22 protein-coding genes and 1 pseudogene are annotated in these 22,002 nt (G+C 72.6%); 7 read left to right on the forward strand and 16 right to left on the reverse strand.

Going from position 1 to position 22,002, the window contains the following annotated elements:
- Window positions 1-914: 914 nt before the first annotated feature.
- A pseudogene (locus tag ACL02T_RS35165) lies at window positions 915-1,019 on the forward strand (winged helix-turn-helix domain-containing protein); the annotation flags it as partial.
- Window positions 1,020-1,490: 471 nt separating this feature from the next.
- Here ACL02T_RS35165 and ACL02T_RS13730 read toward each other — a convergent pair.
- Window positions 1,491-1,850 (reverse strand): DUF6616 family protein, encoded by a 360-nt coding sequence (locus tag ACL02T_RS13730; RefSeq protein ID WP_412831079.1) that lies wholly within the window; start codon window positions 1,848-1,850, stop codon window positions 1,491-1,493.
- 363 nt (window positions 1,851-2,213) lie between these two features.
- Here ACL02T_RS13730 and ACL02T_RS13735 point away from each other — a divergent pair, with 363 nt between their 5' ends.
- Window positions 2,214-2,594 carry a VOC family protein gene (locus tag ACL02T_RS13735; protein WP_412831080.1) on the forward strand — a complete coding sequence of 127 codons (381 nt, stop codon included), beginning with the start codon at window positions 2,214-2,216 and terminating at the stop codon, window positions 2,592-2,594.
- Window positions 2,595-2,718: 124 nt separating this feature from the next.
- Here ACL02T_RS13735 and ACL02T_RS13740 read toward each other — a convergent pair whose 3' ends face one another.
- From ACL02T_RS13740 to ACL02T_RS13795, 12 genes are all read right to left on the reverse strand, one after another.
- Window positions 2,719-3,219 (reverse strand): hypothetical protein, encoded by a 501-nt coding sequence (locus tag ACL02T_RS13740; protein ID WP_412831081.1) that lies wholly within the window; start codon window positions 3,217-3,219, stop codon window positions 2,719-2,721.
- An 87-nt stretch (window positions 3,220-3,306) separates the two neighbouring features.
- Entirely contained in the window at window positions 3,307-3,684 is a 378-nt protein-coding gene (locus ACL02T_RS13745; protein ID WP_412831082.1) for a hypothetical protein, read from the reverse strand.
- Window positions 3,685-3,779: 95 nt separating this feature from the next.
- Window positions 3,780-4,211, reverse strand: a complete 432-nt coding sequence (locus ACL02T_RS13750) for a hypothetical protein (RefSeq protein ID WP_412831083.1) — start codon at window positions 4,209-4,211, stop codon at window positions 3,780-3,782.
- A 260-nt stretch (window positions 4,212-4,471) separates the two neighbouring features.
- Window positions 4,472-4,840: a cupin domain-containing protein gene (locus ACL02T_RS13755; protein ID WP_412831084.1), complete on the reverse strand. Its 369-nt coding sequence runs from the start codon at window positions 4,838-4,840 to the stop codon at window positions 4,472-4,474.
- 72 nt (window positions 4,841-4,912) lie between these two features.
- Entirely contained in the window at window positions 4,913-7,297 is a 2,385-nt protein-coding gene (locus ACL02T_RS13760) for an ATP-binding cassette domain-containing protein (RefSeq protein WP_412831085.1), read from the reverse strand.
- Between the two features lie 26 nt (window positions 7,298-7,323).
- Window positions 7,324-7,734 carry a VOC family protein gene (locus ACL02T_RS13765; protein ID WP_412831086.1) on the reverse strand — a complete coding sequence of 137 codons (411 nt, stop codon included), beginning with the start codon at window positions 7,732-7,734 and terminating at the stop codon, window positions 7,324-7,326.
- Complete coding sequence (locus ACL02T_RS13770; protein ID WP_412831087.1) at window positions 7,731-8,189, reverse strand: helix-turn-helix transcriptional regulator; 459 nt, start codon at window positions 8,187-8,189, stop codon at window positions 7,731-7,733. The genes ACL02T_RS13765 and ACL02T_RS13770 overlap by 4 nt, the downstream gene beginning before the upstream one ends.
- A 63-nt stretch (window positions 8,190-8,252) precedes the next feature.
- A complete protein-coding gene (locus tag ACL02T_RS13775; protein WP_412831088.1) occupies window positions 8,253-9,674 on the reverse strand; it encodes an MFS transporter in 1,422 nt (473 codons plus the stop codon).
- 96 nt (window positions 9,675-9,770) lie between these two features.
- On the reverse strand, window positions 9,771-9,995 hold the full coding sequence (locus ACL02T_RS13780) for a DUF3072 domain-containing protein (protein WP_412831089.1): 225 nt from the start codon (window positions 9,993-9,995) through the stop codon (window positions 9,771-9,773).
- A gap of 60 nt (window positions 9,996-10,055) precedes the next feature.
- Complete coding sequence (locus tag ACL02T_RS13785; protein WP_412831090.1) at window positions 10,056-10,694, reverse strand: HdeD family acid-resistance protein; 639 nt, start codon at window positions 10,692-10,694, stop codon at window positions 10,056-10,058.
- A 72-nt stretch (window positions 10,695-10,766) separates the two neighbouring features.
- Entirely contained in the window at window positions 10,767-11,252 is a 486-nt protein-coding gene (gene bfr / locus ACL02T_RS13790) for a bacterioferritin (RefSeq protein WP_412831091.1), read from the reverse strand.
- Between the two features lie 165 nt (window positions 11,253-11,417).
- Window positions 11,418-11,615, reverse strand: coding sequence for a (2Fe-2S)-binding protein (locus tag ACL02T_RS13795; protein ID WP_412831092.1), 198 nt, complete (start codon window positions 11,613-11,615; stop codon window positions 11,418-11,420).
- Window positions 11,616-11,699: 84 nt separating this feature from the next.
- On the opposite strand from ACL02T_RS13795, the gene ligD reads away from it, so the two are divergent.
- From ligD to ACL02T_RS13820, 5 genes are all read left to right on the forward strand, one after another.
- A complete protein-coding gene (gene ligD, locus ACL02T_RS13800) occupies window positions 11,700-13,595 on the forward strand; it encodes a non-homologous end-joining DNA ligase (protein ID WP_412831093.1) in 1,896 nt (631 codons plus the stop codon).
- A 64-nt stretch (window positions 13,596-13,659) separates the two neighbouring features.
- Window positions 13,660-14,436: a glycerophosphodiester phosphodiesterase family protein gene (locus ACL02T_RS13805; protein ID WP_412831094.1), complete on the forward strand. Its 777-nt coding sequence runs from the start codon at window positions 13,660-13,662 to the stop codon at window positions 14,434-14,436.
- A 97-nt stretch (window positions 14,437-14,533) separates the two neighbouring features.
- Window positions 14,534-15,853, forward strand: a complete 1,320-nt coding sequence (locus ACL02T_RS13810; RefSeq protein WP_412831095.1) for an MFS transporter — start codon at window positions 14,534-14,536, stop codon at window positions 15,851-15,853.
- A 361-nt stretch (window positions 15,854-16,214) separates the two neighbouring features.
- The gene (locus ACL02T_RS13815; protein WP_412831096.1) at window positions 16,215-16,556 is read left to right on the forward strand and encodes an RNA polymerase-binding protein RbpA; all 342 of its coding nucleotides are present in this window, start codon (window positions 16,215-16,217) and stop codon (window positions 16,554-16,556) included.
- 115 nt (window positions 16,557-16,671) lie between these two features.
- Window positions 16,672-18,312 carry a DUF885 domain-containing protein gene (locus ACL02T_RS13820; RefSeq protein WP_412831097.1) on the forward strand — a complete coding sequence of 547 codons (1,641 nt, stop codon included), beginning with the start codon at window positions 16,672-16,674 and terminating at the stop codon, window positions 18,310-18,312.
- Window positions 18,313-18,520: 208 nt separating this feature from the next.
- Here ACL02T_RS13820 and ACL02T_RS13825 read toward each other — a convergent pair whose 3' ends face one another.
- The 3 genes from ACL02T_RS13825 to ACL02T_RS13835 are packed head-to-tail and all read right to left on the reverse strand — an operon-like array spanning window position 18,521 to window position 21,835.
- Window positions 18,521-19,315 (reverse strand): polyprenol monophosphomannose synthase, encoded by a 795-nt coding sequence (locus tag ACL02T_RS13825; protein ID WP_412831098.1) that lies wholly within the window; start codon window positions 19,313-19,315, stop codon window positions 18,521-18,523.
- Window positions 19,308-20,960, reverse strand: a complete 1,653-nt coding sequence (lnt, locus tag ACL02T_RS13830) for an apolipoprotein N-acyltransferase (protein WP_412831099.1) — start codon at window positions 20,958-20,960, stop codon at window positions 19,308-19,310. The genes ACL02T_RS13825 and lnt overlap by 8 nt, the downstream gene beginning before the upstream one ends.
- Before the next feature lie 53 nt (window positions 20,961-21,013).
- Window positions 21,014-21,835 (reverse strand): PIG-L deacetylase family protein, encoded by an 822-nt coding sequence (locus ACL02T_RS13835; RefSeq protein WP_412831100.1) that lies wholly within the window; start codon window positions 21,833-21,835, stop codon window positions 21,014-21,016.
- Between the last annotated feature and the right edge of the window lie 167 nt (window positions 21,836-22,002).

A 22,002-nucleotide genomic window follows, 5' to 3' on the forward strand; every position in this document is an offset into this window, starting at 1 on the left:
CCCCGACAGCACATCACCAAGGTCGTCGCCCGCCTCATACGCGGCGAGCACAGCGTCTCGGATCGCCGAGACCCGCGCCTCGACCTCGTCGCGCCACCGCTCGACCTCCCCCGAAGTGGCATCCGCGCCTGACGAGTTCATAGCCGCAGCCTGCCACGCAGGACCGACAGGACCGGGACCCACCGGCTTCGGCAGCGTCTTCACCTCGCGCCAGAGGCACGAACTCGACACCTTCAAATACGTCGGCTTACCACTGGGTAATCGGGAGTTGCAGCAGAGGCAAGAACTCCCGGCGGGCGACGACGACGTCACCAGCGTCGCAGGTCATTGGTGAGGCCTGGGGTCGGGCGGGCTGAGTGGCGCCGAGAGTCGTGATCGAGGCCTGGATCTTCGAGGCCATGGTCGACGGCCGGCGAGCGCAGATGCTGGCCCGCGGGGCTGGTCACGACAACCGCGGAAACGCGCACACGGCTTGTCATAAGGTTCCAGCAGTAGTACGCGGGCGACTGCCCATGGACCAACGGCGTCAGCTGCGGGCTCATCGCGCCGTGAACCAGTCTTCAGACACTCCAGCAAAGCGGGGGAAAGACACTCCGGCAAAGCGGGGGAAGCTCTGATCTGAGGACGCGCGGGGGCTTTGGGGCCCTCGGCATGATTGCTGTCCCGCGGGTTACCCGCGTCCGGTGAACCAAGGCGACGCACGACGTGTGACCGTGCTGAGCGCAGCTTGCGCCGCTGCTGGCGGCCGCGAACACGCGGTCGTGCGCGAAGCGCTCCTCAGCGAGTCCCTCCGCCGGCACATCCCGCTCGCGGTGTCGACGGTCCGTCCCGACGCCGTCCCTGGGGAGTTCATCCTCGCCGGAGAGGAGCCTGATCTGGTCATCGTGGTGGGCGCGCTGATCGATGAGAGCATCACGAGGCTCTGCCGCCAGGTCCGCATCCGCCGCCTCCGTCGCAAGATCGAGAAAGACCCCGGCAGCCCCAGCATCGTGCTCACCGTCCGCGGGGTCGGCTACCGCCTCGACGACAGTCGTCATCCCGCAGCCCTGACCGAAGAAGTGCACAAGGTTCACCAGTCCGGCGTGAGCACCCCGCCACCGCCCGCGGGCGACGGCCTCGGCGAGGGGCGCCTCGTCCTCGACGACCAAGCCGCACATCAGCCCCCGCCTGCTCCCCCGCCGTCTCGCCCGGGACTCCACCGGCTCGACAACCGTTGCCTCGGGCGTCGGCCGGCCGGTCGACCAGCAGACCCGGGGACAGGCAGACCGGCACCTTTGACCGCCCACTCAGTCACCTGGACCCGGCGGACGTCCCGAGCAGGGTGAACCCGACGGCCACGAGCACAACTCCGGTCGGGCGCCGTGCTCGAGCAACTCCTGCGGCAGGGACAGGGAGGGGAGGACGAACACGTCGCCGCTGAACACGTCGCCTTACCACCTGAAGGACGGGAGTGCACCTGATGCCAGGACTACCGGCCGGACCCGCGGTCTCTACGCATCGAGCTGGATCATGTCGGCGTTCATCACGTCCGGTGTGATGAGCCTGCCACTGAAATTGACCTGCTCGAAGTAGTCGAGGAATCCTGCTTCCTTCGCGCCGGCTTCCAGTCGGTCACTGAAAGCCTTGTCGGGCAGCTTCCACACCGCCATGTACCGGTAATTCATGCGCTCCGGCCCCGTGTTGTCGTTGATGGCGCAGCCAAGGAACTGGGCACCCTGTTCGACCAGGCTCATGATGAGTGGACCGATCTTCTCGAGGAAGAACTGCTGTCGCTCCTCCAGGGAAAGCGCGAGCCACGACGACCTCGCTCTCCAGATCTCGGTGAGGATGTAGCCGCTCTCGCTGCCCATGGATGTCCTCCTGGTGCCCGGCTCGACCGATCTCTGCAACTCCCGGGGTCGAGGAACTGTCCAGTCTCGTGACCGACCACGGCAGCCGGACATACGCAGTGGTGCGTACGTCGTGCCGAGAACGGCGAGCGGGTCCGGCTGACAGGCGTTGAGCTGGTCGGCGTGGACCGGGGGCGCCCGGAACGGCGCCCGCCGAGGTCGTGGGCCGCTCCGTGCCGGCATGTGCCACCCGGAAGGCATGGAACGTCGCCGCAGCAGCGGTTTGGCACACCGTACTCCAGACTCGGCCTGCTCGAGCAGCTCTCCGGTCGGTGCGGAGCAGCTCTTGACCTGAACCCGGGTCGAGGTTGCATCCTCGGTCCCATGGCCGTCGCGTTCAACCACACCATCGTCGCCACCCGGGATCAGGAGGCCGGCGCGCGTTTCCTCGCCGAGGTACTCGGGCTGCCCGCGCCGACCCGCTTCGGGCCGTTCAGCGTCGTCGCGCTGCCCGACGGGGCGAGCCTCGACTACCTCCACAGCGACGAGGTGCATCCGCAGCACTACGCGTTCCTGGTCTCGGAGGCCGAGTTCGACGCCGTCGTCGGGAGGCTGCGGGAGCGGGACGTGCCGATCTTCGCCGATCCGGGGCACGGCACGCCGGGCCACAACACGCACGACGGTGGCCGCGGCGCCTACTTCGAGTCCCCGGAGGGCCACAATCTAGAGGTGATCACCCGGCCCTACGGCAGCGGCGGGGCGTGAGCGACCCAACCCCACCGCCACCGCGCCGACGAGCACACCTCGCCCTACCGGCGACCCGCCCACGTCGGGCTCGCATCCCCTCGACAGAAGGTCTCGGCAGCCCGCACCCCGACGCTCGCGGGGGTCAGGCGCGGACACCTCGCTGGTCGACCGCCCCGCGGAGGCCGACGCAGCCGACGCACCCGACGCAGTCCACGCAGTCCACGCACCCGATGCAGCCCACGCACCGCGTGCAGTTCACGCAGGCCAGAGTGGCCACGCAGCTGCGCAGGCCGACGCCGAGCACGGTGAGCAGGCTCCCCACGATCCCGAGGGCGCCGGCGGTGGCGGCGCTCCCGGCGACCGCGACGCTGCCGGCCGTGGCCGCGCTTCCGGCGACCGCGACACTCCCGGCCGTCGCCACGCTCCCGGCGACCGCGACGCTGCCGGCCGTGGCCGCGCTCCGGGCCACGCCGATGCTTCCTGCCGTGGCCGCGCTCCCGGCCACGGCGACACTGCTGGTGGTGTCCACACTGCCCGCGACGGCGAGGCTGTCGGCCGTCCGGACGCTGCCGACCGAGGCGATCACGCCGGGCGCGTCACCGGAGTCCTGCTCGTCCCGGGCGCGGACCTCCTTCTCGGTCATGATTGCCATGGTGCCCGAGCTCGTGCCCGTGGTCGAGGCAGGACGTGCCCTCCCCCGGCATCCGGGCGAGTGCGCGCCCGTGCCGGCTCAGCACAGCCAGCGGGTGGCAGCCTCGACGACGTCGGAGGGCGTGCGGTTGAAGGCGATGGCGGCGTCGGGAGCGTACCGATGGACCAGGTTCACGATCGCCTCGAAGAGCTCCAGCTGCTCGTCCTCCTTGCGCAGACCGCCTCCCACCACGACGCACTCCCACACCTGGTCGCGGAGCGCCGAGGTCACGACGGCCTCGGCGTCGTCGATGCCGTCGAGCCCGATCAGACAGCTCCGAGCGCCGATCCCCCGCTCGGCGAACCGGGCCATCGACTCCGCCACCGCGGTCGCCACCGGCTCCGGGTCCCACGGTCCCGGGACCCGGTAGGGGTCCAGTCCGATCACGAGAACCCGCGCCGGGGTCGGTGTCGCCATTCGCCGACCATAGCCACGCACGGGCGGGAATCCCTACCGACGGCAGGCCGCGTGGAACCGCGGCACGTCGGTCCGGCCCGTGGCGAGCGCCCGCGTCAGCCGGTGATCGTCTCGTAGAACCGGACGGCGAGCCGGTCGGCGTGCACGAGGACCGGGTGGCGCTCGTGCAGGTGACCGCACCAGACACAGGCGCCTGGTGCAGCGGGCGGTGTGCGGGTTGCGGCAGCCGCCGTGCGGCCCCGGTGCCGGACTGCCCGTGTACGCACCGCCCGCGCCGCCTCGGCACCGGCCCACGCCACCGCCACGGACAGCGTCAGACCGCCGACGGCGAGCCCACCGACGAGCCGGGCGGCCGCCCGCACGGCCCGAAGGCCCAGGTCCTCGGCGGCCTCGCGCACGCGCGGCGAGGTCGGCCGGGAACCGTTGTCCGGAAGGGCACCGCCCCGGTCGGGAACGGGAAGTGCGGAGGAGAACGACCGGGCGGCGTCCGCCACCGCTGACGTCCCGATGCCTCGACGGACGGGCACTCCTGCCTCCACTCCTGGTGGGGCCGCATGCCACCGCGGTTCCGGCTGTCGGGAGCCCCGGCCGACCGAGTGCGTGCCGCGGAGACCGGGCCCTGTCGTGTACGACCGTCAGCGTAGGCGCGGCGCGCCCTGCGCAGGGCCGGGGAGCGAGGTCGTCCGCAATCCTTCACCGTCGCGCCGGGTGAGCACGGTGCCGACTTCACCCGGCGTCCGGCTGCACCTCCCGGCCCGCCGTCCTCGGCGACCCGAACGACCGTCCGTCACCTCGACGGCGGGGCCGACCTGATCTGCAGGCCCGGGCGACGACCGTGGACCGTGAGGTAACCGAGCCCTTCCGGCCCGGCGACCAACCGGCGCGTGGAGCCGCGGGGCAGCCACAACACGGTCCCGGCGGTCAGGGCCAGTCGCTCGCCGGGGGCCTCGACGGTTCCCGACCCCGCCGCGACCACCACGAGGACGTCGAGGTCCGGTTCGGTGTGGGTCTCGATCACCTGGCCGGCATCCAGGTTGAGGACGTTGGCGTCCAACTGCCGGCCGGGTTCGGTCAGCCGCCACACCACCCCGCCGGGCACCGTCGCCCGGGCGGCGACGAGCGGCTGCAGGTCGTGCACCACGCGCGGAACGTCCACGATCGGATTGTCGCGCCCGCTCCGCCGCACGCCCCCTGTGGGGTCCGCCCCCCCCGCCGCGAACGGCGGCGGTCAGGCGCCGACGTAGGCCGCGAGGTGCTCGCCGGTCACCGTCGACCGTGCGGCGACGAGTTCGGCGGGCGTGCCCTCGAACACGACCCGACCGCCGTCGTGGCCCGCGCCGGGTCCGAGGTCGATGATCCAGTCCGCGTGCGCCATGACCGCCTGGTGGTGCTCGATGACGAGCACCGACTTGCCGGAGTCGACCAGATGGTCGAGCAGGCCGAGCAGCTGCTCGACGTCGGCGAGGTGCAGGCCGGTCGTCGGCTCGTCGAGGACGTAGACCCCGCCCTTCTCGCCCATGTGCGTGGCCAGCTTGAGCCGCTGCCGCTCGCCGCCGGACAGCGTGGTGAGCGGCTGGCCGATGGTGAGGTATCCGAGCCCGACAGCCGCGAGCCGCTCGAGGACCTTGTGTGCGGCCGGCGTGCGCGCCCGGCCCGAGCCGAAGAACTCCTCCGCCTCGGCCACCGGCATCGCGAGCACCTCGCTGATGTCCTTGCCGCCGAGGTGGTACTCCAGCACGGAGGCGTCGAAGCGCTTGCCCTCGCACTGCTCGCAGATCGTGGCGACACCGGCCATCATCGCGAGATCGGTGTAGATCACGCCCGCGCCGTTGCAGGTCGGGCAGGCCCCCGCCGAGTTGGCGCTGAAGAGCGCCGGCTTGACGCCGTTGGCCTTGGCGAACGCCTTGCGGATCGGCTCGAGCAGCCCGGTGTACGTCGCCGGGTTGCTGCGCCGCGAGCCGCGGATCGCGCCCTGGTCGACCACCACCACGCCGTCGCGGCCGGCCACCGACCCGTGGATCAGCGAGCTCTTGCCCGAACCCGCCACCCCGGTCATGACGCAGAGCACCCCGAGCGGGATGTCGACGTCGACCCCCTGCAGGTTGTGCGTGGTGGCGCCGCGGACCTCGAGCGCCCCCGACCGGGTGCGCACCGACGGCTTGAGCGAGGCCCGGTCGTCGAGGTGCCGCCCGGTGAGCGTGCCGCTGGCCCGCAGTCCCTCGACGGATCCCTCGAAGACCACCTGGCCGCCCCCCGTGCCCGCGCCCGGTCCGAGGTCGACGACGTGGTCGGCGATCGCGATCGCCTCCGGCTTGTGCTCCACGACGAGCACGGTGTTGCCCTTGTCCCGCAGCCGCCGGAGCAGGTCGTTCATCCGTTGGATGTCGTGCGGGTGCAGGCCGATCGTGGGTTCGTCGAAGACGTAGGTGACGTCGGTGAGCGAGGAGCCGAGGTGACGGATCATCTTGGTCCGCTGCGCCTCGCCGCCGGACAGCGTGCCGGAGGGCCGGTCGAGCGAGAGGTAGCCCAGCCCGATCTCCACGAACGAGTCGAGCGTCTCCCCCAGCGCCGTGAGCAACGGTGCCGCCGACGGCTCGGCCAGCCCGCGGACCCAGTCGGCGAGCTCGTTGATCTGCATCGCGCAGGCGTCGGCGATGCTGATCCCGTCGATCGTCGACGAGCGGGCCGCCGCGGTGAGCCGGGTGCCCTCGCACTCGGGGCAGGTGGAGAAGGTGGCCGCACGCTCCACGAAGGCGCGGATGTGCGGCTGCAGCGCGTCGATGTCCTTCGACAGGTAGGACTTCTGGATCTGCGGGACCAGTCCGGCGTAGGTCAGGTTGATGCCCTCGACCTTGATCTTGGTCGGCTCCTTGTGGACCAGGTCGTGCAGCTCGCGCTTCGTGAACTTCGCGATCGGCTTGTCCGGGTCGAAGAAGCCACAGCCGCGGTAGATGCGGCCGTACCACCCGTCCATGCTGTAGCCGGGGATGGTGATCGCGCCCTCGTTGAGCGACTTGCTCTCGTCGAAGAGCGCGGTCAGATCGATGTCGTTCACCGAGCCGCGGCCCTCGCAGCGCGGGCACATGCCGCCGGTGATGCTGAACTCGCGCCGCTCCTTCACCGTCTGCCCGGCCTTCTCCATGGTGACCGCGCCCGCGCCGCTGATCGAGGCGACGTTGAAGGAGAAGGCCTGGGGCGAGCCGATGTGGGGCTGCCCCAGCCGGCTGAAGAGGATGCGCAGCATCGCGTTCGCGTCGGTGACGGTACCGACCGTGGAACGGGGGTTGGCGCCCATCCGCTCCTGGTCGACGATGATCGCCGTGGTCAGCCCGTCGAGGACGTCGACCTCCGGGCGCGCCAGGGTCGGCATGAAGCCCTGCACGAAGGCGCTGTAGGTCTCGTTGATCAGCCGCTGCGACTCCGCGGCGATCGTGCCGAACACCAGCGAGCTCTTGCCCGATCCGGAGACGCCGGTGAACACCGTGAGCCGGCGCTTCGGCAGCTCGACGCTGACGTCCTTGAGGTTGTTCTCCCGTGCGCCGTGCACGCGGATCAGGTCGTGGCTGTCGGCGGCGTGCGCCGCGGGCACCCGCGTCTCCGTGGACGTGCTCATCCTCTCCCCCTCCGTCCGGCGCGTGCTCAGCGCAGTTCCTGGATCCTGATCAGGTTGCCGGCGGGATCGCGGAACGCGCAGTCCCGGACACCGTAGGGCTGCTCGGTCGGCTCCTGGACGACCTCTGCGTCGCCCTTCTGCAGGCGCTCGAACGTCGCGTCGAGGTCCTTGGTGGCGAGGTTGAGGCCGGCGTAGGTGCCCTTGGCCATCATCTCGGAGATGGTGCGCCGCTCGTCCTCGGTGATCCCCGGGTCGGCGGCGGGCGGGTGCAGGACGATGGACGTCTCGCTGCCGGCGGGGCCCACGGTGATCCAGTACATGCCGTTGTAGCCGACCTCGTTGCGGACCTCGAAGCCGAGTGTGTCGCGGTAGAACGCGAGGGCCTCGTCCTTGCCGGTGTGCGGGAGGTAGGTCTGGTGGATGGTCAGATCGCTCATGTCGGCGACGCTAGCGGGGGCCCGGCGACCGGGGCTTCTTGATTCCTGACGGGTCTGGTGACCTGCTTCGCCACACAGGCGGGCATCCCCGCCGTGGCCTCCGCGGCCTGCCTGCGGTAGGCGCTGGGCGGCATGCCGACGAGCTCGGTGAAGCGGGTGCTGAAGGTCCCGAGCGAGGAGCAGCCGACCGCGAAGCACACCTCGGTGACGCTCAGGTCCCCCCGCCGCAGCAGCGCCATCGCCCGCTCGACGCGCCGGGTCATGAGGTAGGAGTACGGCGACTCGCCGTAGGCGCGCCGGAACTCGCGGCTGAGGTGCCCCGCCGACATGTGCTCGCCGCGGGCCAGCGCCTCGACGTCGAGCGGGCGGGCGTACTCGCGGTCGATCCGGTCCCGGACCCGCCGCAGCCGTGCCAGGTGACGCAGGTGCTCCCTCGCATCGGGTCTGCCGGCCACGGGGTGATCGTGCCACGTCCCGCGGCGCGACGGCAGCGCCGTCGTCGGGCACGACGGTTCGGTTCAGGACCCGTGGCCCGCTCGGCCGGCGGCGTCCGGGTCGGTCCCCGGCTCGGACGCCCCGGCTCGCCTGCGGGCCTCCTCCTCGGTCTCGGCGGTGGGCCGCGTGCCCGGCAGGGGCCGCCCGGCGGGTTCGCGCACGAACCACACGGCGATCGCGCCGACGGCGCCCGCGAACATCAGCCAGTAGGCCGGGAACAGGGTGTGTCCGGTCGCGGTGACCAGCGACTCCGCGATCAAGGGGGTGGTGCCGCCGAACGCCGACACCGAGATGTTGTAGCCGACGGCGACCGCGCCGCCGCGCACCTCCGTCGGGAACAGCGCCGGCAGCGTCGACGGCTCGCCCGCGAAGAAGGTGAGCGCCATCAACCCGATCAGCAGGACGCCGCCGAAGACGGGGAGGTAGGCGCCCCGGCCCATCAGGAGGTAGGCGGGAACGGCACCGGCGAGCATCAGCCCGCTGCCCACGAGCATCACCGGCCTCCGCCCGACCTTGTCGGTCAGTCGCGCCACCTGCGTGACGAGGAGGAGCAGGATCGCCTGCACGATGAGGATGAGCAGCAGGGCCGCGGTGTCGCCGATCCCGACGGCCGTCGTCAGATAGGTGGGCAGGTATCCGGTGAGCGTGTAGACGGCGACGTTGATGGCCATGACCAGCCCGATGACGATGAGCAGCGGGCGCCGCTGGTCGATCACCGTCCGGCGGAAGCGCGACCGGCCGGACGCCGCGCCGGAGTCGTCCTGCTGCTCGAAGGCCGGGCTCTCGTCGAGCTGCCGTCGGATGTAGACGCCGACGATGCCGATCAACGCCGCCGTCAGGAACGGCACGCGCCAGCCCCAGGCCAGCATGGTCTCCTGGCCGAGCAGTGCGGTGAGGCCCGTGACCAGGCCCGAACCCGCCACGTACCCGGTCAGGGTGCCCACCGGCAACCAACTCGCCCAGAAGCCGCGCCGGCGGTCCGGGGCGTGCTCGTTGATGTAGACCATCGCGTCGACGTACTCGCCGCCGGTGGAGAAGCCCTGCACCGCGCGCACCACGAAGAGCAGGACGACCGCCCACGGCCCGATGGCCGCGTAGCCGGGCAGCACACCGAGCGCCGTGGTGCTCGCGGCCATCATCCCGATGGTGATGGTGAGCACCCGCTTGCGCCCGATCTTGTCGGCGAGCGGGCCGAAGACGAACCCGCCGAGTGGTCGGACCAGGAACGACACCGCGAACGCGCCGAAGGTCGCCACCATCGCCAGCCCGGAGCCGGCCGGGAAGAACACGGACGACAGCGTGGTCGCGAGGAAGCCGTAGACCCCGAAGTCGTACCACTCCATGAAGTTGCCGACGGCCGTCCCGCCGACGGTGCGGCGAAGCTTCGGCCGGTCCACGACCTCGACCTCGCGTGGTGTCCCGTCCCCGTCCGCCCGGTCCCTCATCGCGACCTCCCCTCGGAGGTGAGGGGAGTTTCCCCGTGAAACCGCGCTCAACCGCGTCGTCAGCTCACCGCAAGGAGACCGACGGTAACGGGCCGGTCACCGCCCCCGGCCCGCCGCGGACTGCAGCTCGTCGATGCGCTTGGACGCCTCGGCCTTGGTGAGACCGCCGAGGTCCTCGGGCAACTCGTGGCCGGCCTGCTGCGCGAGCGTCTCCAGGTACGAGCGCTGCGGGCCCGTGATCGGCTCGTCGCCGGTGGTCCAGTCCTCCGGGTCCTTCGCGGCCGGTGTGGTGGTCTGCTCCCGGGTGTCGCGATCGGTCATGCTTCGAACATATCTTCGATCGCGCCCGCCCGCGACCCGGGCCGGGCCCACACCCGCGCGTCAGGCCGGGTTCGTCGACGAGCGGGTGGTCGCCGCTCCCTTGGCGATCGCCCGGATCCGGAAGGCCCAGCCGATCAGGATCACCCCGCCGACCAGCGCGAACACCCCGACCAGCCAGATCAGGGCGAGGACGCCGGTCGCCGGCCACACGAGCAGCGCGAGGCCGAACAGGACGTTGACGATGCCCGCGACGAGCGTCCAGCCCCACGCGTGCGCGCCGGTACGGCGCGCCGCGAACGCCTCGGCGATCTCCGCGACGCCCATGACGATCGCCCAGAAGGCGATGACGAACAGCAGCGCGAGCGCCGTGACGCCGGGCCAGAAGAGGGCGACGAGGCCGGCGATCACCGAGAGCACACCCTGCACCACCGGCCAGACCCAGTGCGCCGCCGTCTTCCGGGCCCGGACCCCCATCACCACGGCCACGACGCCGTCGAGGATCGCGTAGAAGCCGAACAGGAACACCAGGGTCAGCAGGGCGATCCCCGGACTGACCAGCGCGATGATCCCGAACAGGGCGATCAGGACGCCGCGCAGCAGCACCATCCACCAGACGGCACCGGCGAAGGCCCGGATCGCGTCGGCCGGGCGCTGCCCGGCCCCTCCCGCACGGTCGTCCGCACTCAGGTTCTCGGTCATGGCCACGGTCCCCCTCGGCGTCCCCGGTGGACACCCCGCGACCTTCGTACTCCCTGCGGGCCGAACGCGGAATCAGCCGGGCGTGGGAGGCTGGTCGACCAGTTGGGCCAGGTAGAGCTGCTCGCCCAGCCGGTCCATCAGCTCGAGGTTCGTCTCGATGTAGTCGATGTGGTGCTCCTCGTCGGCGAGGATCTCCTCGAACAGGTTCGCGGTGGTGATGTCGCCCTTGGAGCGGCACATCGCGATACCCGGCCGGAGCCGCTCGACGACCTCGAGTTCGATCGCCAGGTCGGACTGCAGCATCTCGCGGACGTTCGTGCCGAGCCGCAGCTGGGACAACCGCTGGTAGTTCGGCAGGCCCTCGAGGAAGAGGATCCGGTCGGTGATCCGCTCCGCGTGCCGCATCTCGTCGATCGACTCGGCACGGGTGTGGGCAGCCAGCTTCGTCAGGCCCCAGTTCTGCTGCATCTTGGCGTGCAGGAAGTACTGGTTGATGGCCGTCAGCTCGCTCGTGAGCTGCTCGTTGAGCAGGGAGATGATCTCGGGGTCCCCGCGCATGGCACCGTCCTTCGTCCGCTGTGATGGGCCGCACGGACGGTAGTGGATCGGGTTCGGACCGGTCCATGAAGGACGGGCTGTGCGACGGCTAGCCTCACCTGTCCGGATTCGGAGTCCGTGGGGTGGGTGGCGGAACGGCTCCAGCGCGAGCCCGGACCGGAAGGCTCAGGCGCTCAGCGGCAGGTCGGACATCACCGACGGGGCCAGCTCGGCGGTCAGCAGGACGTCGACCCTGTCGAGACAGGTCCCGCAGCTCGTGCCGGCGCCGCACACGTCGCCGATCTCCTCGACCGTGCGGGCGCCCTCGCCGATGCAGTCGCGCAGCTCGACCTCCGTCACCGCGTGACAGATGCAGACATACATCCAGGCCAGCCTTTCGTCAGGTAAGGCTATGCTTGCAAACGATCACGGCCGTTGACAAGCCCGGGACGGGACTAATCTGGGCCGGTGCCGCTCGACGAGTACCGCCGCAGGCGTGACCGCGGGCGCACCCCGGAACCCGTCCCCGAGACCGATCCCGCCGCTCCCGGGCCCGGCGACCGGTTCGTCGTCCAGGAGCACCACGCGCGTGCCCTGCACTGGGACCTGCGGCTGGAGCGCGACGGCGTCCTCGCCTCGTGGGCGGTCCCGAAGGGGCTGCCGGTCGACACCGAGACCCTGCGGCTGGCCGTGCGCACCGAGGACCATCCGCTGGAGTACCTGGAGTTCTCGGGCGAGATCCCGCGCGGCGAGTACGGCGGCGGGACCATGACGATCTGGGACCACGGCCGCTACGAGACCGAGAAGTGGTCCGACCGGGAGGTCGCCTTCACGCTGCACGGCGAGCGTGCCCGTGGGAAGTACGTGCTGGTCAAGAGCAACCGGGAGCGGCGCGACGGTTGGCTGCTCAAGCGCTCCGACCCGACCGACCGCACGCCCCTCCCCCACGACACCGCCCCCATGCGCGGGGTGCCGGACGGGCTGCCGGAGGACCCCGAGGGCTGGCTGCTGCAGGTCCGGTTCGGCGGCCGCCGCGTGATCGTCGAGATCGACGGCGGGCGGGTGCGCGTGACCGCGGACGGTGAGGAGGTCCCGGCGAAGACCCTCGCCGAGCTCGGGCCGTCGGTCGGGGCGACCGCGCTGCTGCTCGACGCCGAGCTGACCAGGGGCGGCGAGCTGTGGATCTCCGACCTGCTCTTCCTCGACGGCCGGGACACCTGCGGGCTGGGGTTCGCCGACCGGCACGCCCTGCTCGGCGAGCTCCCGCTGTCCGGCCCGCACTGGCGGCTCGCCCCGGTGTACCCCGCCGACACCGGCCCCGCCGTGCTCGACGCCGTCCGCGGGCAGGGGCTGCCCGGCGTCGTCGCGAAGCGGGCGGACTCGCCGTACCTGCCGGGGAAGCGGTCGGACACGTGGACGGAGGTGGGCGAGCTCGACGAGCCCGAGCGGCCGCGCCGGCGCCCCGCGGGGAAGGCCGGCGTCGGCCGCGCGAAGCTGACCAACCCGGACAAGGTCCTCTACCCGCTCACCGGCACCACCAAGGCCGACGTGCTGGCGCACTACCGCACCGTGGCGCCGGTCGTGCTGCCCCACCTCGAGGGCCGGCCGGTCACGCTCGTCCGCTGGCCGGACGGCGTCGACAAACCCTCGTTCTTCGAGAAGGACGTGTCGCGGCACGCACCGGACTGGGTCCGGACCGAACGGGTCGGCACGCCGGGCGGACGGTCGGAGTCCGCCGACTTCCCGCTCCTGGAGAGCGAGGAGGCGCTGGCCTGGGCGGCGAACCTCGCGGCGCTCGAGCTGCACGTGCCGCAGTGGCGGGTGGGGCCGCGGGGCGGCCGGCACGCCCCGGACCTCGTCGTGTTCGATCTCGACCCCGGCGAGGGGACCTCGATCGTCGAGTGCTGCCGGGTGGCGCAGCGGATCGCCGAGGTGCTCGCCGAGGACGACCTCGAGGCGTGGCCGCGGACGTCGGGAGGCAAGGGGTTGCAGCTCTACCTGCCGGTGACGGTCAGCCGCGCCGAGCAGACCATCGAGTTCGCCAAGGCGGTGGCGGAGCGACTGGCCGAGGAGTCCCCGCGCACCGTCACCTCCGTGATGGCGAAGGCGCGCCGGCGCGGGAAGGTCTTCGTCGACTGGAGCCAGAACAACACCGCCAAGACCACGATCGGCAGCTACTCGTTGCGCGGGCGCGCCCGCCCGACCGTCGCCACGCCCGTGACCTGGGAGGAGGTGCGCGCCTGCCGCAGGCCGGGGGACCTGGTCTTCACCCTCGACGATCTGCCGGCGCGCCTCGACACGTACGGTGACCTGCTCGAGCCCCTGCTGTTCACCGAGCGGCAACGCCTTCCCCGTCGCGCGTGATCGGGTGCGGGTGAGAGGGTGCGGAGCCGACCATCGGCACCGAGGGGAGCGCGCGGAGCCGACCATGAGTGGAGACAGGCACCCGTACCTCGACGGGCCCTACCCGCGCCGGTACGCCCACCGCGGCTGGCACGTCGGCGAGCTCGCGGGTTGCGAGAACACCCTGGCGGGCTTCGAGCTCGCGGTGGCGAACGGCTTCTCCTACCTCGAGATGGACGTGCACGCCTCGGCCGACGGCGTGCCGATGGTGCACCACGACCCCACTCTCGACCGCACCACCGACGGCACCGGGCAACTCGACCGGCTGCGCGCCGCCGAGATCGAGGACGCCCGGGTGGCCGGGCGGGAACCCGTGCCGCGGCTGGAGGCCGTGCTGTCGGCGCTGCCGGAGACCCGGTTCACCATCGAGCTGAAGACCGCCGCCGTCGTGTTGCCCACCCTTGCCGTGCTGGAGCGGCTCGACGCGTGGGACCGCGTGTGCCTGGGCGCCTACCACGAGGGTCGCCTCCGGCGGGCTCGTGCGGCCGGGCCGCGGCTGCTCACCTCGATGGGGATGGAGGCGGTCCTCGGCCTGCGCTCCCGGGCCTGGCTCGACGCCGCCCCCTCCGCCCTCCCCTACCTGGAGCCGGTGCTGCCCCGGGTCCGCGGGAGTCTCGCGCAGATACCCCGCCACTTCGGCCCGCTGACGGTGGTCGACGACCGGCTGCTCGCCCGGGCGCACGGCGCCGGCCTCGAGGTGCACGTCTGGACGGTCGACGACCCGTCCGAGATGCGCGATCTGCTGGCCATGGGGGTCGACGGGTTGCTGTCCGACCGGCCGGACCTCCTGATCGCCCTGTGAGGGCGGCGACCGGCCCACCCGCCGGGTTCCGCGTCCGGCCGCCCGGGGCCGGTGTCCGATCCCCCGGTGGGGGCGGCGGCCGCACTAGGCTGCCGCGGTGAGCAGCGAGGCCGCCCCCGCGAACCGCACCGGAGACGCGCCGATCTCGCGCCGCCAGGTGCTCGCCTGGGCCTTCTGGGACTGGGGCTCGTCGGCCTACACCACGATCACGCTCACGTTCGTCTTCTCCGTCTACCTCACCGACACCGTCGGCCGCGACCTCCCCGGCGGCGTCGACGCCAACAGCTGGCTGGGCTACGCCATCGGCGCCGCCGGCGTCGTGATCGCGCTGCTGGCGCCGGTGGTCGGGCAGAGCGCCGACCGCGCCGGGCGGCGGATGCGCTCCACCGCGATCTGGACCGCGGCCACCATCGGGTCGATGGCCCTGCTGTTCCTGGTCCGCGACGACTGGCACCTCCTCTGGCTGGGCCTGCTGCTGCTCGGCCTCGGGTCGATCTTCTTCGAGCTCGCCGAGGTCTCCTACAACGCCGTCCTGCGGCAGATCTCCACGCCCGCGACCATCGGCCGGGTCTCCGGCTTCGGCTGGTCGATGGGGTACTTCGGCGGGATCGTGCTGCTCCTGGCGGTGTACGTGCTGTTCATCGCCGGCGAGGGCGGCGCGCTCGGGGTGAGCACCGAGGGCGGGCTCAACGTCCGGGTGGTCGCGCTCGTCGCGGCGGCCTGGTTCGCGCTGGCCGCGATCCCGCTGTTCCTGGTCGTGCCCGAGGCCCCGCCGGCCGTCGAGCGCCCGGCCCGGCTCGGCGTGCGGGCGAGCTACCGCAAGCTCGTCACCGACCTGCGGGACCTGCACCGCACGAGCCCGCACACCGTGTACTTCCTCGCCGCCAGCGCGCTGTTCCGGGACGGACTCGCCGCGGTGTTCACCTTCGGTGCCGTGCTCGCGGTGAGCGTCTACGGGCTGAGCCCGGGTGACGTCCTGATCTTCGGTGTGGCGGCGAACGTCGTGTCCGCGCTCGGCGCGCTGTCCGGGGGCTGGCTCGACGACCGGATCGGCCCGAAGGCGGTGATCGCCGGGTCGTTGGTCGGGCTCCTGGCGTGCGGCGTCGTGCTGCTGTTCCTCTCCGGCCCGACCGCGTTCTGGGTCTTCGGGCTCGGGCTGTGCCTGTTCGTCGGACCGGCCCAGTCGTCGTCGCGCACCTACCTGGCCCGGCTCACCCCGCCCGGCCACGAGGGCCAGATGTTCGGGCTCTACGCGACGACCGGGCGGGCCGTGTCGTTCCTCGCCCCGACGCTCGTGGGCTACTTCACGTACGCGTTCGGCTCGGACCGGGCCGGCATCGCCGGGATCCTCGTGGTGCTCGCGGCGGGACTGCTCGCGCTGTGGCCGGTCCGCCGGCCCGAGACCACGGCACGCTGACCGCCCGGCACCGGGTTCGTCGGACACCCGACCTTCCACGGCGCAAACACCGCTACCTGCACGTTTTGCGACGCATAGGTGTGCGGGTAACGGGAAGCGACCCTTGTGTAAACACTCCGCGCCATGCCGGTGAGCTAAGTCACAGACGGCTGACACGTCACATTCGCGTGTGGCAGAGCGCCCGATGGGCCACACTCTGACGTCGGGACAGGAACGGGCAACCGACGGTCGCACGACGTCGGCGTGACCCGCGGAATGCTACCCGCCGGGAATGGATCTCTGTGCTGCAGACGTTACACCCGGTGGCGACGACATGACCGTCGAGGGGTGCCCCCCTCGGCAGAAGACGGGAGGATGACGCATGGCCGACCGCGTGCTCCGTGGCAGCCGGCTCGGGGCTGTCAGCTACGAGACCGACCGGAATCACGACCTGGCGCCGCGGCAGCTGGTCCGCTACGTCTCCCCCTCGGGCCACGAGTTCGAGGTGCCCTTCGCGAACGACGCCGACGCCCCCGCGACGTGGGAGTCCCCCCAGGGCGGCGTGGGCCGCCGGGTGGACGGCGTCGAGGCGGAGCAGAAGAAGACCAAGCCGCCGCGCACGCACTGGGACATGCTGCTGGAGCGTCGCTCCATCCCGGAGCTGGAGGAGCTGCTCAACGAGCGTCTCGACCTGCTCCGCGAGCGCCGCGCCGAGATCGCCTGATCTTCCCGAACGGGTCTCGCGAGACGGCGGACGCGCCGCAGCGACCACGAAGCCGGGCCACCTCCCGTGGGGCCCGGCTTCGTCGTGTCCGGGGCTCGGCCCGGATGATGACCGCATGTCCGCACGCACGATCCGGGACCTGGCCGACGCCCACGTCGCCGCGCACGCCGAGCTCGACCCGCTGCTCGCCACCTCGCTGGGCCTGCCGACCGGCCAGGACCGGCTACCCGACCTCTCCCCCGCCGGGGACGAGGCGCTCGACGCCCTCGAGCGCGAGACCGTCGCCCGTCTCGACGCCGCCGGTCGGCCGGTGGGCGACACCGAGCGCCGGTGCGCTCGGCTGCTCCGCGAGCGTCTCGCCGCGGCCCGGACCACCCGCTCACTCGGTGAGCACCTCCGCAACGTCCAGATCCTGTTCGGGCCGGTCCAGCGCCTGCGCACGAGACTGACGCTGATGCCCACCGGCACGGCCGAGGAGCGGGAGAACCTCGGCGCGCGACTCGCCGCCATCCCCGCCGCGTTCACCGGCTACGCCGAGAGCCTCCGAACCGGTGCCGAGGACGGCCTGCTCGCCGCGCCGCGCCAGGTGGACGCCGTCGTCACCCAGTTCGGCTCCTGGCTCGCCGCCGACTGGTTCGCCTCCTTCGCCGCCGACGCCGGCCTCCCCGAGGGCAGCGCGGACGCCGCGACCACGGCGCTCGCCGGTCTGCGCGACTTTCTCGCCCGCGACTACCGTCCGCGGACCGACGGCGTGCCCGACGCCGTCGGCGAGGAGCGCTACCGCGCCGCCGTCCGCCGCTGGACCGGCGCCGACCTCGACCCCCACGAGGCCTACGACTGGGCGTGGTCGGAGTTCCACCGCATCCTCGACGAGCAGCGGACCGAGAGTGCGCGCATCCTGCCCGGCGCCACACCCCGCGAGGCGATGGCCCACCTCGAGACGCACGGCGAGATCGTCGAGGGCGTCGACGCGATCCGCGACCGGCTGCAGGGGATCATGGACGGCGCGATCGCCGCCCTGCAGGGCACGCACGTCGACCTCGCCCCCGAGCTGCTGCGGGTCGAGGCGATGATCGCCCCCGAGGGCAGCGCCGCCGCGCCCTACTACACGCAGCCCTCGCTGGACTTCACCCGGCCCGGGCGCACCTGGCTGCCCACCCTCGGCCGCGACCGCTTCCCGATGTGGGACCTGGTGAGCACCTGGTACCACGAGGGCGTGCCGGGCCACCACCTGCAGCTCGGCCAGTGGGCGCTCTGCTCGGGCGAGCTGTCCACCTTCCAGGCCTCGGCCGGGATGATCAGCGGGAACCTCGAGGGGTGGGCGCTCTACGCGGAGCGGCTCATGGACGAGCTGGGCTTCCTCACCGACGCCGGCGCGCGGCTCGGCTACCTCGACGCCCAGCTGATGCGGGCGATTCGGGTGATCATCGACATCGGCATGCACCTGGAGCTGACCGTGCCCACGGACTCGCCGCTCCACGCCGGGCTGACCTGGACCCCGGAGCTGGCCCGGAACTTCTTCGGCGCCCACTGCGGGCGTGACGCGGCCTTCCTCGACAGCGAACTGCTGCGCTACCTGGGCGGGCCGGGGCAGGCGATCAGCTACAAGCTCGGCGAGCGCGCCTGGCTGGCCGGTCGGGACGCCGCGCGAGCGGCGCGGGGCGCGGACTTCGACCTCAAGACCTGGCACATGGCCGCGCTGTCGCAGGGTTCGCTGGGCCTCGACGATCTGGCGCAGGAGCTGGCCGCGCTGTGAGCCGCACGAGGGGAACCGTGACCCGCCCTCTGCATCATGGTTCCCTACTGCGCAAGTTCCGGCGCAGAACTCGCGTCATGGTTCCATACTGCGCAGATCCTGGCCCTGAACTCGCATCATGGTTCCATACTGCGACCAGGCGTCGAGCGCGTCGGAAGGTCGACCGGGGGGCAGCGTCAACCGGGGGCAGCGTCGAGCACAGCGGTGATCAGGCGCGGACGGATCCGTCTCCCGCGGCGGTGTCCCCGGTGCCCCCCCACAGCGGGCGTAGCCGGCGGAGGCGGTGCTCGAACCCCCACCGGGCGACGTTGACGAACGCCTCCAGCATCACGGCGCCGTCCATCTTCGACGACCCGATCTGCCGCTCGGTGAAGGTGATCGGCACCTCGGCGACCCGGAAGCCGGCCTGCAGGGCCCGCCAGGCCAGGTCGATCTGGAAGCAGTACCCCTGTGAGATCACCGAGTCGAGGTCGAGCTGCTCGAGCACCTGCCGCCGGTACACCCGGTAGCCGGCGGTGATGTCCCGGACGGGCGCCCCGAGCGCGATCCGCGCGTAGAGGTTCGCGCCGCGGGAGAGCCACTCGCGATGGGCGGGCCAGTTCACGACCTCGCCACCGGGGACGTACCGGGAGCCGAGCACGAGGTCGGCGCCCGGGCCCTCCTCCAGCGCGGCCAGCAGGGCGGGCAGGTCCTCGGGGGCGTGCGAGCCGTCCGCGTCCATCTCGACGACGACCTGGTGCTCGCCGCTCAGCGCGTGCCGGAAGCCGGCGAGGTAGGCCGCGCCGAGCCCGTTCTTGCCCTCGCGGTGCAGTACGTGCACCCGCGGGTCCTCCGCCGCCATCTCCTCGGCGAGCTCGCCCGTGCCGTCCGGGCTGGCGTCGTCGACGACCAGGATGTCCGCGTCGGGCACGGCCGCGTTGAGCCGCGCGACGACCCGGCCGAGGTTCTCCCGCTCCTCGTAGGTCGGGATGACCACCAGGACCGGTCCCGGGGGCTCAGCCATCGACGTCCTCTCCTGCCCGGGGGGCGGTCGCGGGCCTCCTGCGGGACCCCGCCCCCTCCTGCGCGGCGGCCGCACCCCGGCGTGCCCGCCTCCCGGTGAGCAGCGCGGCGCCGATCGCCATGACTCCCACTGCGGTCAGCACCCACTCCGGCACGGATCGCAGCCGAGTGGCCAGCGTAGTCGTGTCCTCGAGCGACTCGACAGCGACCAGGGTGCCGGGCACGAACTGCCCGGTACTTCCGGTCACGGTGCCCTCCGGCGTGATCGTCGCGCTGACTCCCGAGGTCGTCGCGACGACGACCGGACGGTCGTGTTCGACGGCCCGCACCCGGGACATCGCGAGCTGCTGGTAGGTCATCTCCGACAGGCCGAAGGTGGCGTTGTTGCTGGGGACGGCGAGCATCGTGGCACCGGCCGAGACGCTGTCCGCCACCAGGTCGTCGAAGGCGACCTCCCAGCAGATCGCGATGCCGATGTCGGCGCCGCCGGCCTGCAGCACGCCGGGGCCGGGGCCGGGCACGAAGGTGCCCGCCCGGTCGACGTAGTCGGAGAAGAGCCGGAAGAACGATCGCCACGGCATGTACTCGCCGAACGGCTGGATGCGCCGCTTGTCGTTGCGCGCGACCGGGCCCAGCACCGGGTCCCAGACCAGGACCGCGTTGCTCGCCGTCCGGTCCTGGTTCACCAGCACGGAGCCGACCAGGATCGGAGCCCTGATCGCGGCGGCGGCCTCGGAGATCACCTCGGCGGCGTCGGCGTTGCGGAAGGGGTCGATGTCCGAGGAGTTCTCCGGCCAGATCACGACGTCCGGCTGCGGCTGCCGACCGGCCGCGACCTCGGCGGCGAGCTGCTCGGTGACCCGGACGTGGTTGTCCAGCACGGCGCGGCGCTGCGCGTTGAAGTCCAGGCCGAGCCGCGGCACGTTGCCCTGGATCGCGGCGACGGTGACGGATCTCGACGGGCCGTCGACGGTGGCCGGGACCAGCCCGGCGACCGGGCCGGCCACCAGGGCGACCACGAGCAGGACGGCCGGGACCACCGAGGCGCGCAGCTCGCGTCGCGCGAGCCGCCGGACCAGCTCCCCGAGCGCGAGCCCGGCGAGCACGGTGACGAAGGACAGCAGCGGCACCCCGCCGACCGAGGCCGCGGGCAGGAAGAGCCCCTCCGGCTGGCCGAACCCGACCCGTCCCCACGGCAGCCCGCCGAACGGGACCCGACTGCGCAGGGCCTCGGCCCCGACCCACACGGCGGCACCCCACAGCGGCGCCGCGGGCAGCCGGGAGGTCACGGCCATCCCCGCACCGGCGAGGCCGAACGCGAGCGCCTCGACCAGGCCCAGCGCCAGCCACGGCACCGCCCCGACGAAAGTGCCGGTCCAGCTCAGCAGCGGGACCAGGAAGCCCAGGCCGAACAGGTAGCCCAGCAGGAACCCGCGCCGCGCGCGCACACCACGCAGCACCACCCCGAGCACCGCGAACACCGGCGGGGCCAGCCACCACAGCTCGCGCGGCGGGAAGCTCAGGTACAGCACGACGCCGGCGGCGAGCGCCGGGACGACCCGGGCCAGCAGGCGCCGGGATCGGGCCGACCGCGAGCCCCGCGGGGCGGACCCGGCCTGCGCGGGGTCGAGGGTCGGTGCGGCCACGGGAGGAGCCTACGGCGCGGCCCCGTGCGGTCTGCTGGAGGAGGGGCGGTCCGCTACAGGAGGTCGAGGAGGCCGGGCCGGGCCGCGGGGCCGGTGCGGCGGAACCACTCGCGGCCGTAGGCGGCGGCGAAGTCGTGCTCGGGGAGCTCGGCCGGGTCGACCTGGCTGGCGTGCGCGAGGATGGCGGCCCGCTTGACGGCGAGGTGCCGGGCGTCGCCGGCCACGGTCAACCCGATCTCCCGGCCGTCGCGGCCGAAGGGCACGGCCGCCGCGCGGGCGGCGCCGTGGACGAGGTGACGCCCGGGGTCGAGGACGTCCCGGTCGACCGTCGCGAGGTAGGCGTCGGCACCGGTCAGCTCGGCGGCGATGGTGCCGACCATCCCGGCCATCCGGTGGTCGGGGTGGCCGTAGACGCCCCGCTCGTCGTCGGCGAGCAGGGTGCCGGCGCCCTCGTCGTCGACGATCTCGGCGAGCCGGCTGGCCAGGGCGAGGGGCTCGGCCCCGGCGAGCGCGCGGGCGTGGCCGCCGTCCGGGCCGCCCGGCAGGCCGGAGTCACGCCGGTTCAGCAGCACGAGCCGGGCGACGCCCAGCAGCGCGGCGGCGTGCTCGAGTTCGGCGAGCCGGCGCTGTCGGACGGTCTCGCCGGGGCGCAGCGGCAGTCGGGAGCCCCCGAGCTCGCCGCCGGTGGCCATGACGAGCACCACGCGGGCGCCGGCGTCGGCCAGCCGGCGCAGGGTGATCCCGGTGAAGATCGCCTCGTCGTCCGGGTGCGGGTGCAGGGCGACGACGGTGTGTCCACGCAGGTCGGGCTCGGCGAGGGCCGGAACGGCCGAGGCGAGGGGGCTGCTCGGGGCAGGAGCCGCGGGAGCGGTCATGGAAGTGATCGCAGTCTGTGGGGGCCGCACGATTGCGGCAGGCGGACGGTTCCGGGGGTGTCAGCGGCAACAGCGACAACACCCCGGACAGCAGCGACCCGCGAGGGGGCGGCGGCCGGTCCGGTCGATCACGACGCACAGGATGCCAGAGCGGAGGGCCGGTCGGG

Source organism: Pseudonocardia oceanicola (genome assembly GCF_047200735.1).
GTDB lineage: Bacteria > Actinomycetota > Actinomycetes > Mycobacteriales > Pseudonocardiaceae > Pseudonocardia.

Excerpts from the sequence above, each read along its gene's own strand:
- ACL02T_RS13775 (WP_412831088.1), bottom strand. The coding sequence starts at position 9,674 with ATGAGGGACCGGGCGGACGGGGACGGGACACCACGCGAGGTCGAGGTC.
- ACL02T_RS13815 (WP_412831096.1), top strand. The coding sequence starts at position 16,215 with ATGGCCGACCGCGTGCTCCGTGGCAGCCGGCTCGGGGCTGTCAGCTAC.
- ACL02T_RS13765 (WP_412831086.1), bottom strand. The coding sequence starts at position 7,734 with ATGAGCGATCTGACCATCCACCAGACCTACCTCCCGCACACCGGCAAG.
- ACL02T_RS13795 (WP_412831092.1), bottom strand. The coding sequence starts at position 11,615 with ATGTATGTCTGCATCTGTCACGCGGTGACGGAGGTCGAGCTGCGCGAC.
- ACL02T_RS13740 (WP_412831081.1), bottom strand. The coding sequence starts at position 3,219 with ATGACCGAGAAGGAGGTCCGCGCCCGGGACGAGCAGGACTCCGGTGAC.
- ACL02T_RS13730 (WP_412831079.1), bottom strand. The coding sequence starts at position 1,850 with ATGGGCAGCGAGAGCGGCTACATCCTCACCGAGATCTGGAGAGCGAGG.
- ACL02T_RS13820 (WP_412831097.1), top strand. The coding sequence starts at position 16,672 with ATGTCCGCACGCACGATCCGGGACCTGGCCGACGCCCACGTCGCCGCG.
- ACL02T_RS13825 (WP_412831098.1), bottom strand. The coding sequence starts at position 19,315 with ATGGCTGAGCCCCCGGGACCGGTCCTGGTGGTCATCCCGACCTACGAG.
- ACL02T_RS13785 (WP_412831090.1), bottom strand. The coding sequence starts at position 10,694 with ATGACCGAGAACCTGAGTGCGGACGACCGTGCGGGAGGGGCCGGGCAG.
- ACL02T_RS13760 (WP_412831085.1), bottom strand. The coding sequence starts at position 7,297 with ATGAGCACGTCCACGGAGACGCGGGTGCCCGCGGCGCACGCCGCCGAC.
- ACL02T_RS13735 (WP_412831080.1), top strand. The coding sequence starts at position 2,214 with ATGGCCGTCGCGTTCAACCACACCATCGTCGCCACCCGGGATCAGGAG.
- ACL02T_RS13780 (WP_412831089.1), bottom strand. The coding sequence starts at position 9,995 with ATGACCGATCGCGACACCCGGGAGCAGACCACCACACCGGCCGCGAAG.
- ACL02T_RS13835 (WP_412831100.1), bottom strand. The coding sequence starts at position 21,835 with ATGACCGCTCCCGCGGCTCCTGCCCCGAGCAGCCCCCTCGCCTCGGCC.
- ACL02T_RS13805 (WP_412831094.1), top strand. The coding sequence starts at position 13,660 with ATGAGTGGAGACAGGCACCCGTACCTCGACGGGCCCTACCCGCGCCGG.
- ACL02T_RS13745 (WP_412831082.1), bottom strand. The coding sequence starts at position 3,684 with ATGGCGACACCGACCCCGGCGCGGGTTCTCGTGATCGGACTGGACCCC.
- bfr (WP_412831091.1), bottom strand. The coding sequence starts at position 11,252 with ATGCGCGGGGACCCCGAGATCATCTCCCTGCTCAACGAGCAGCTCACG.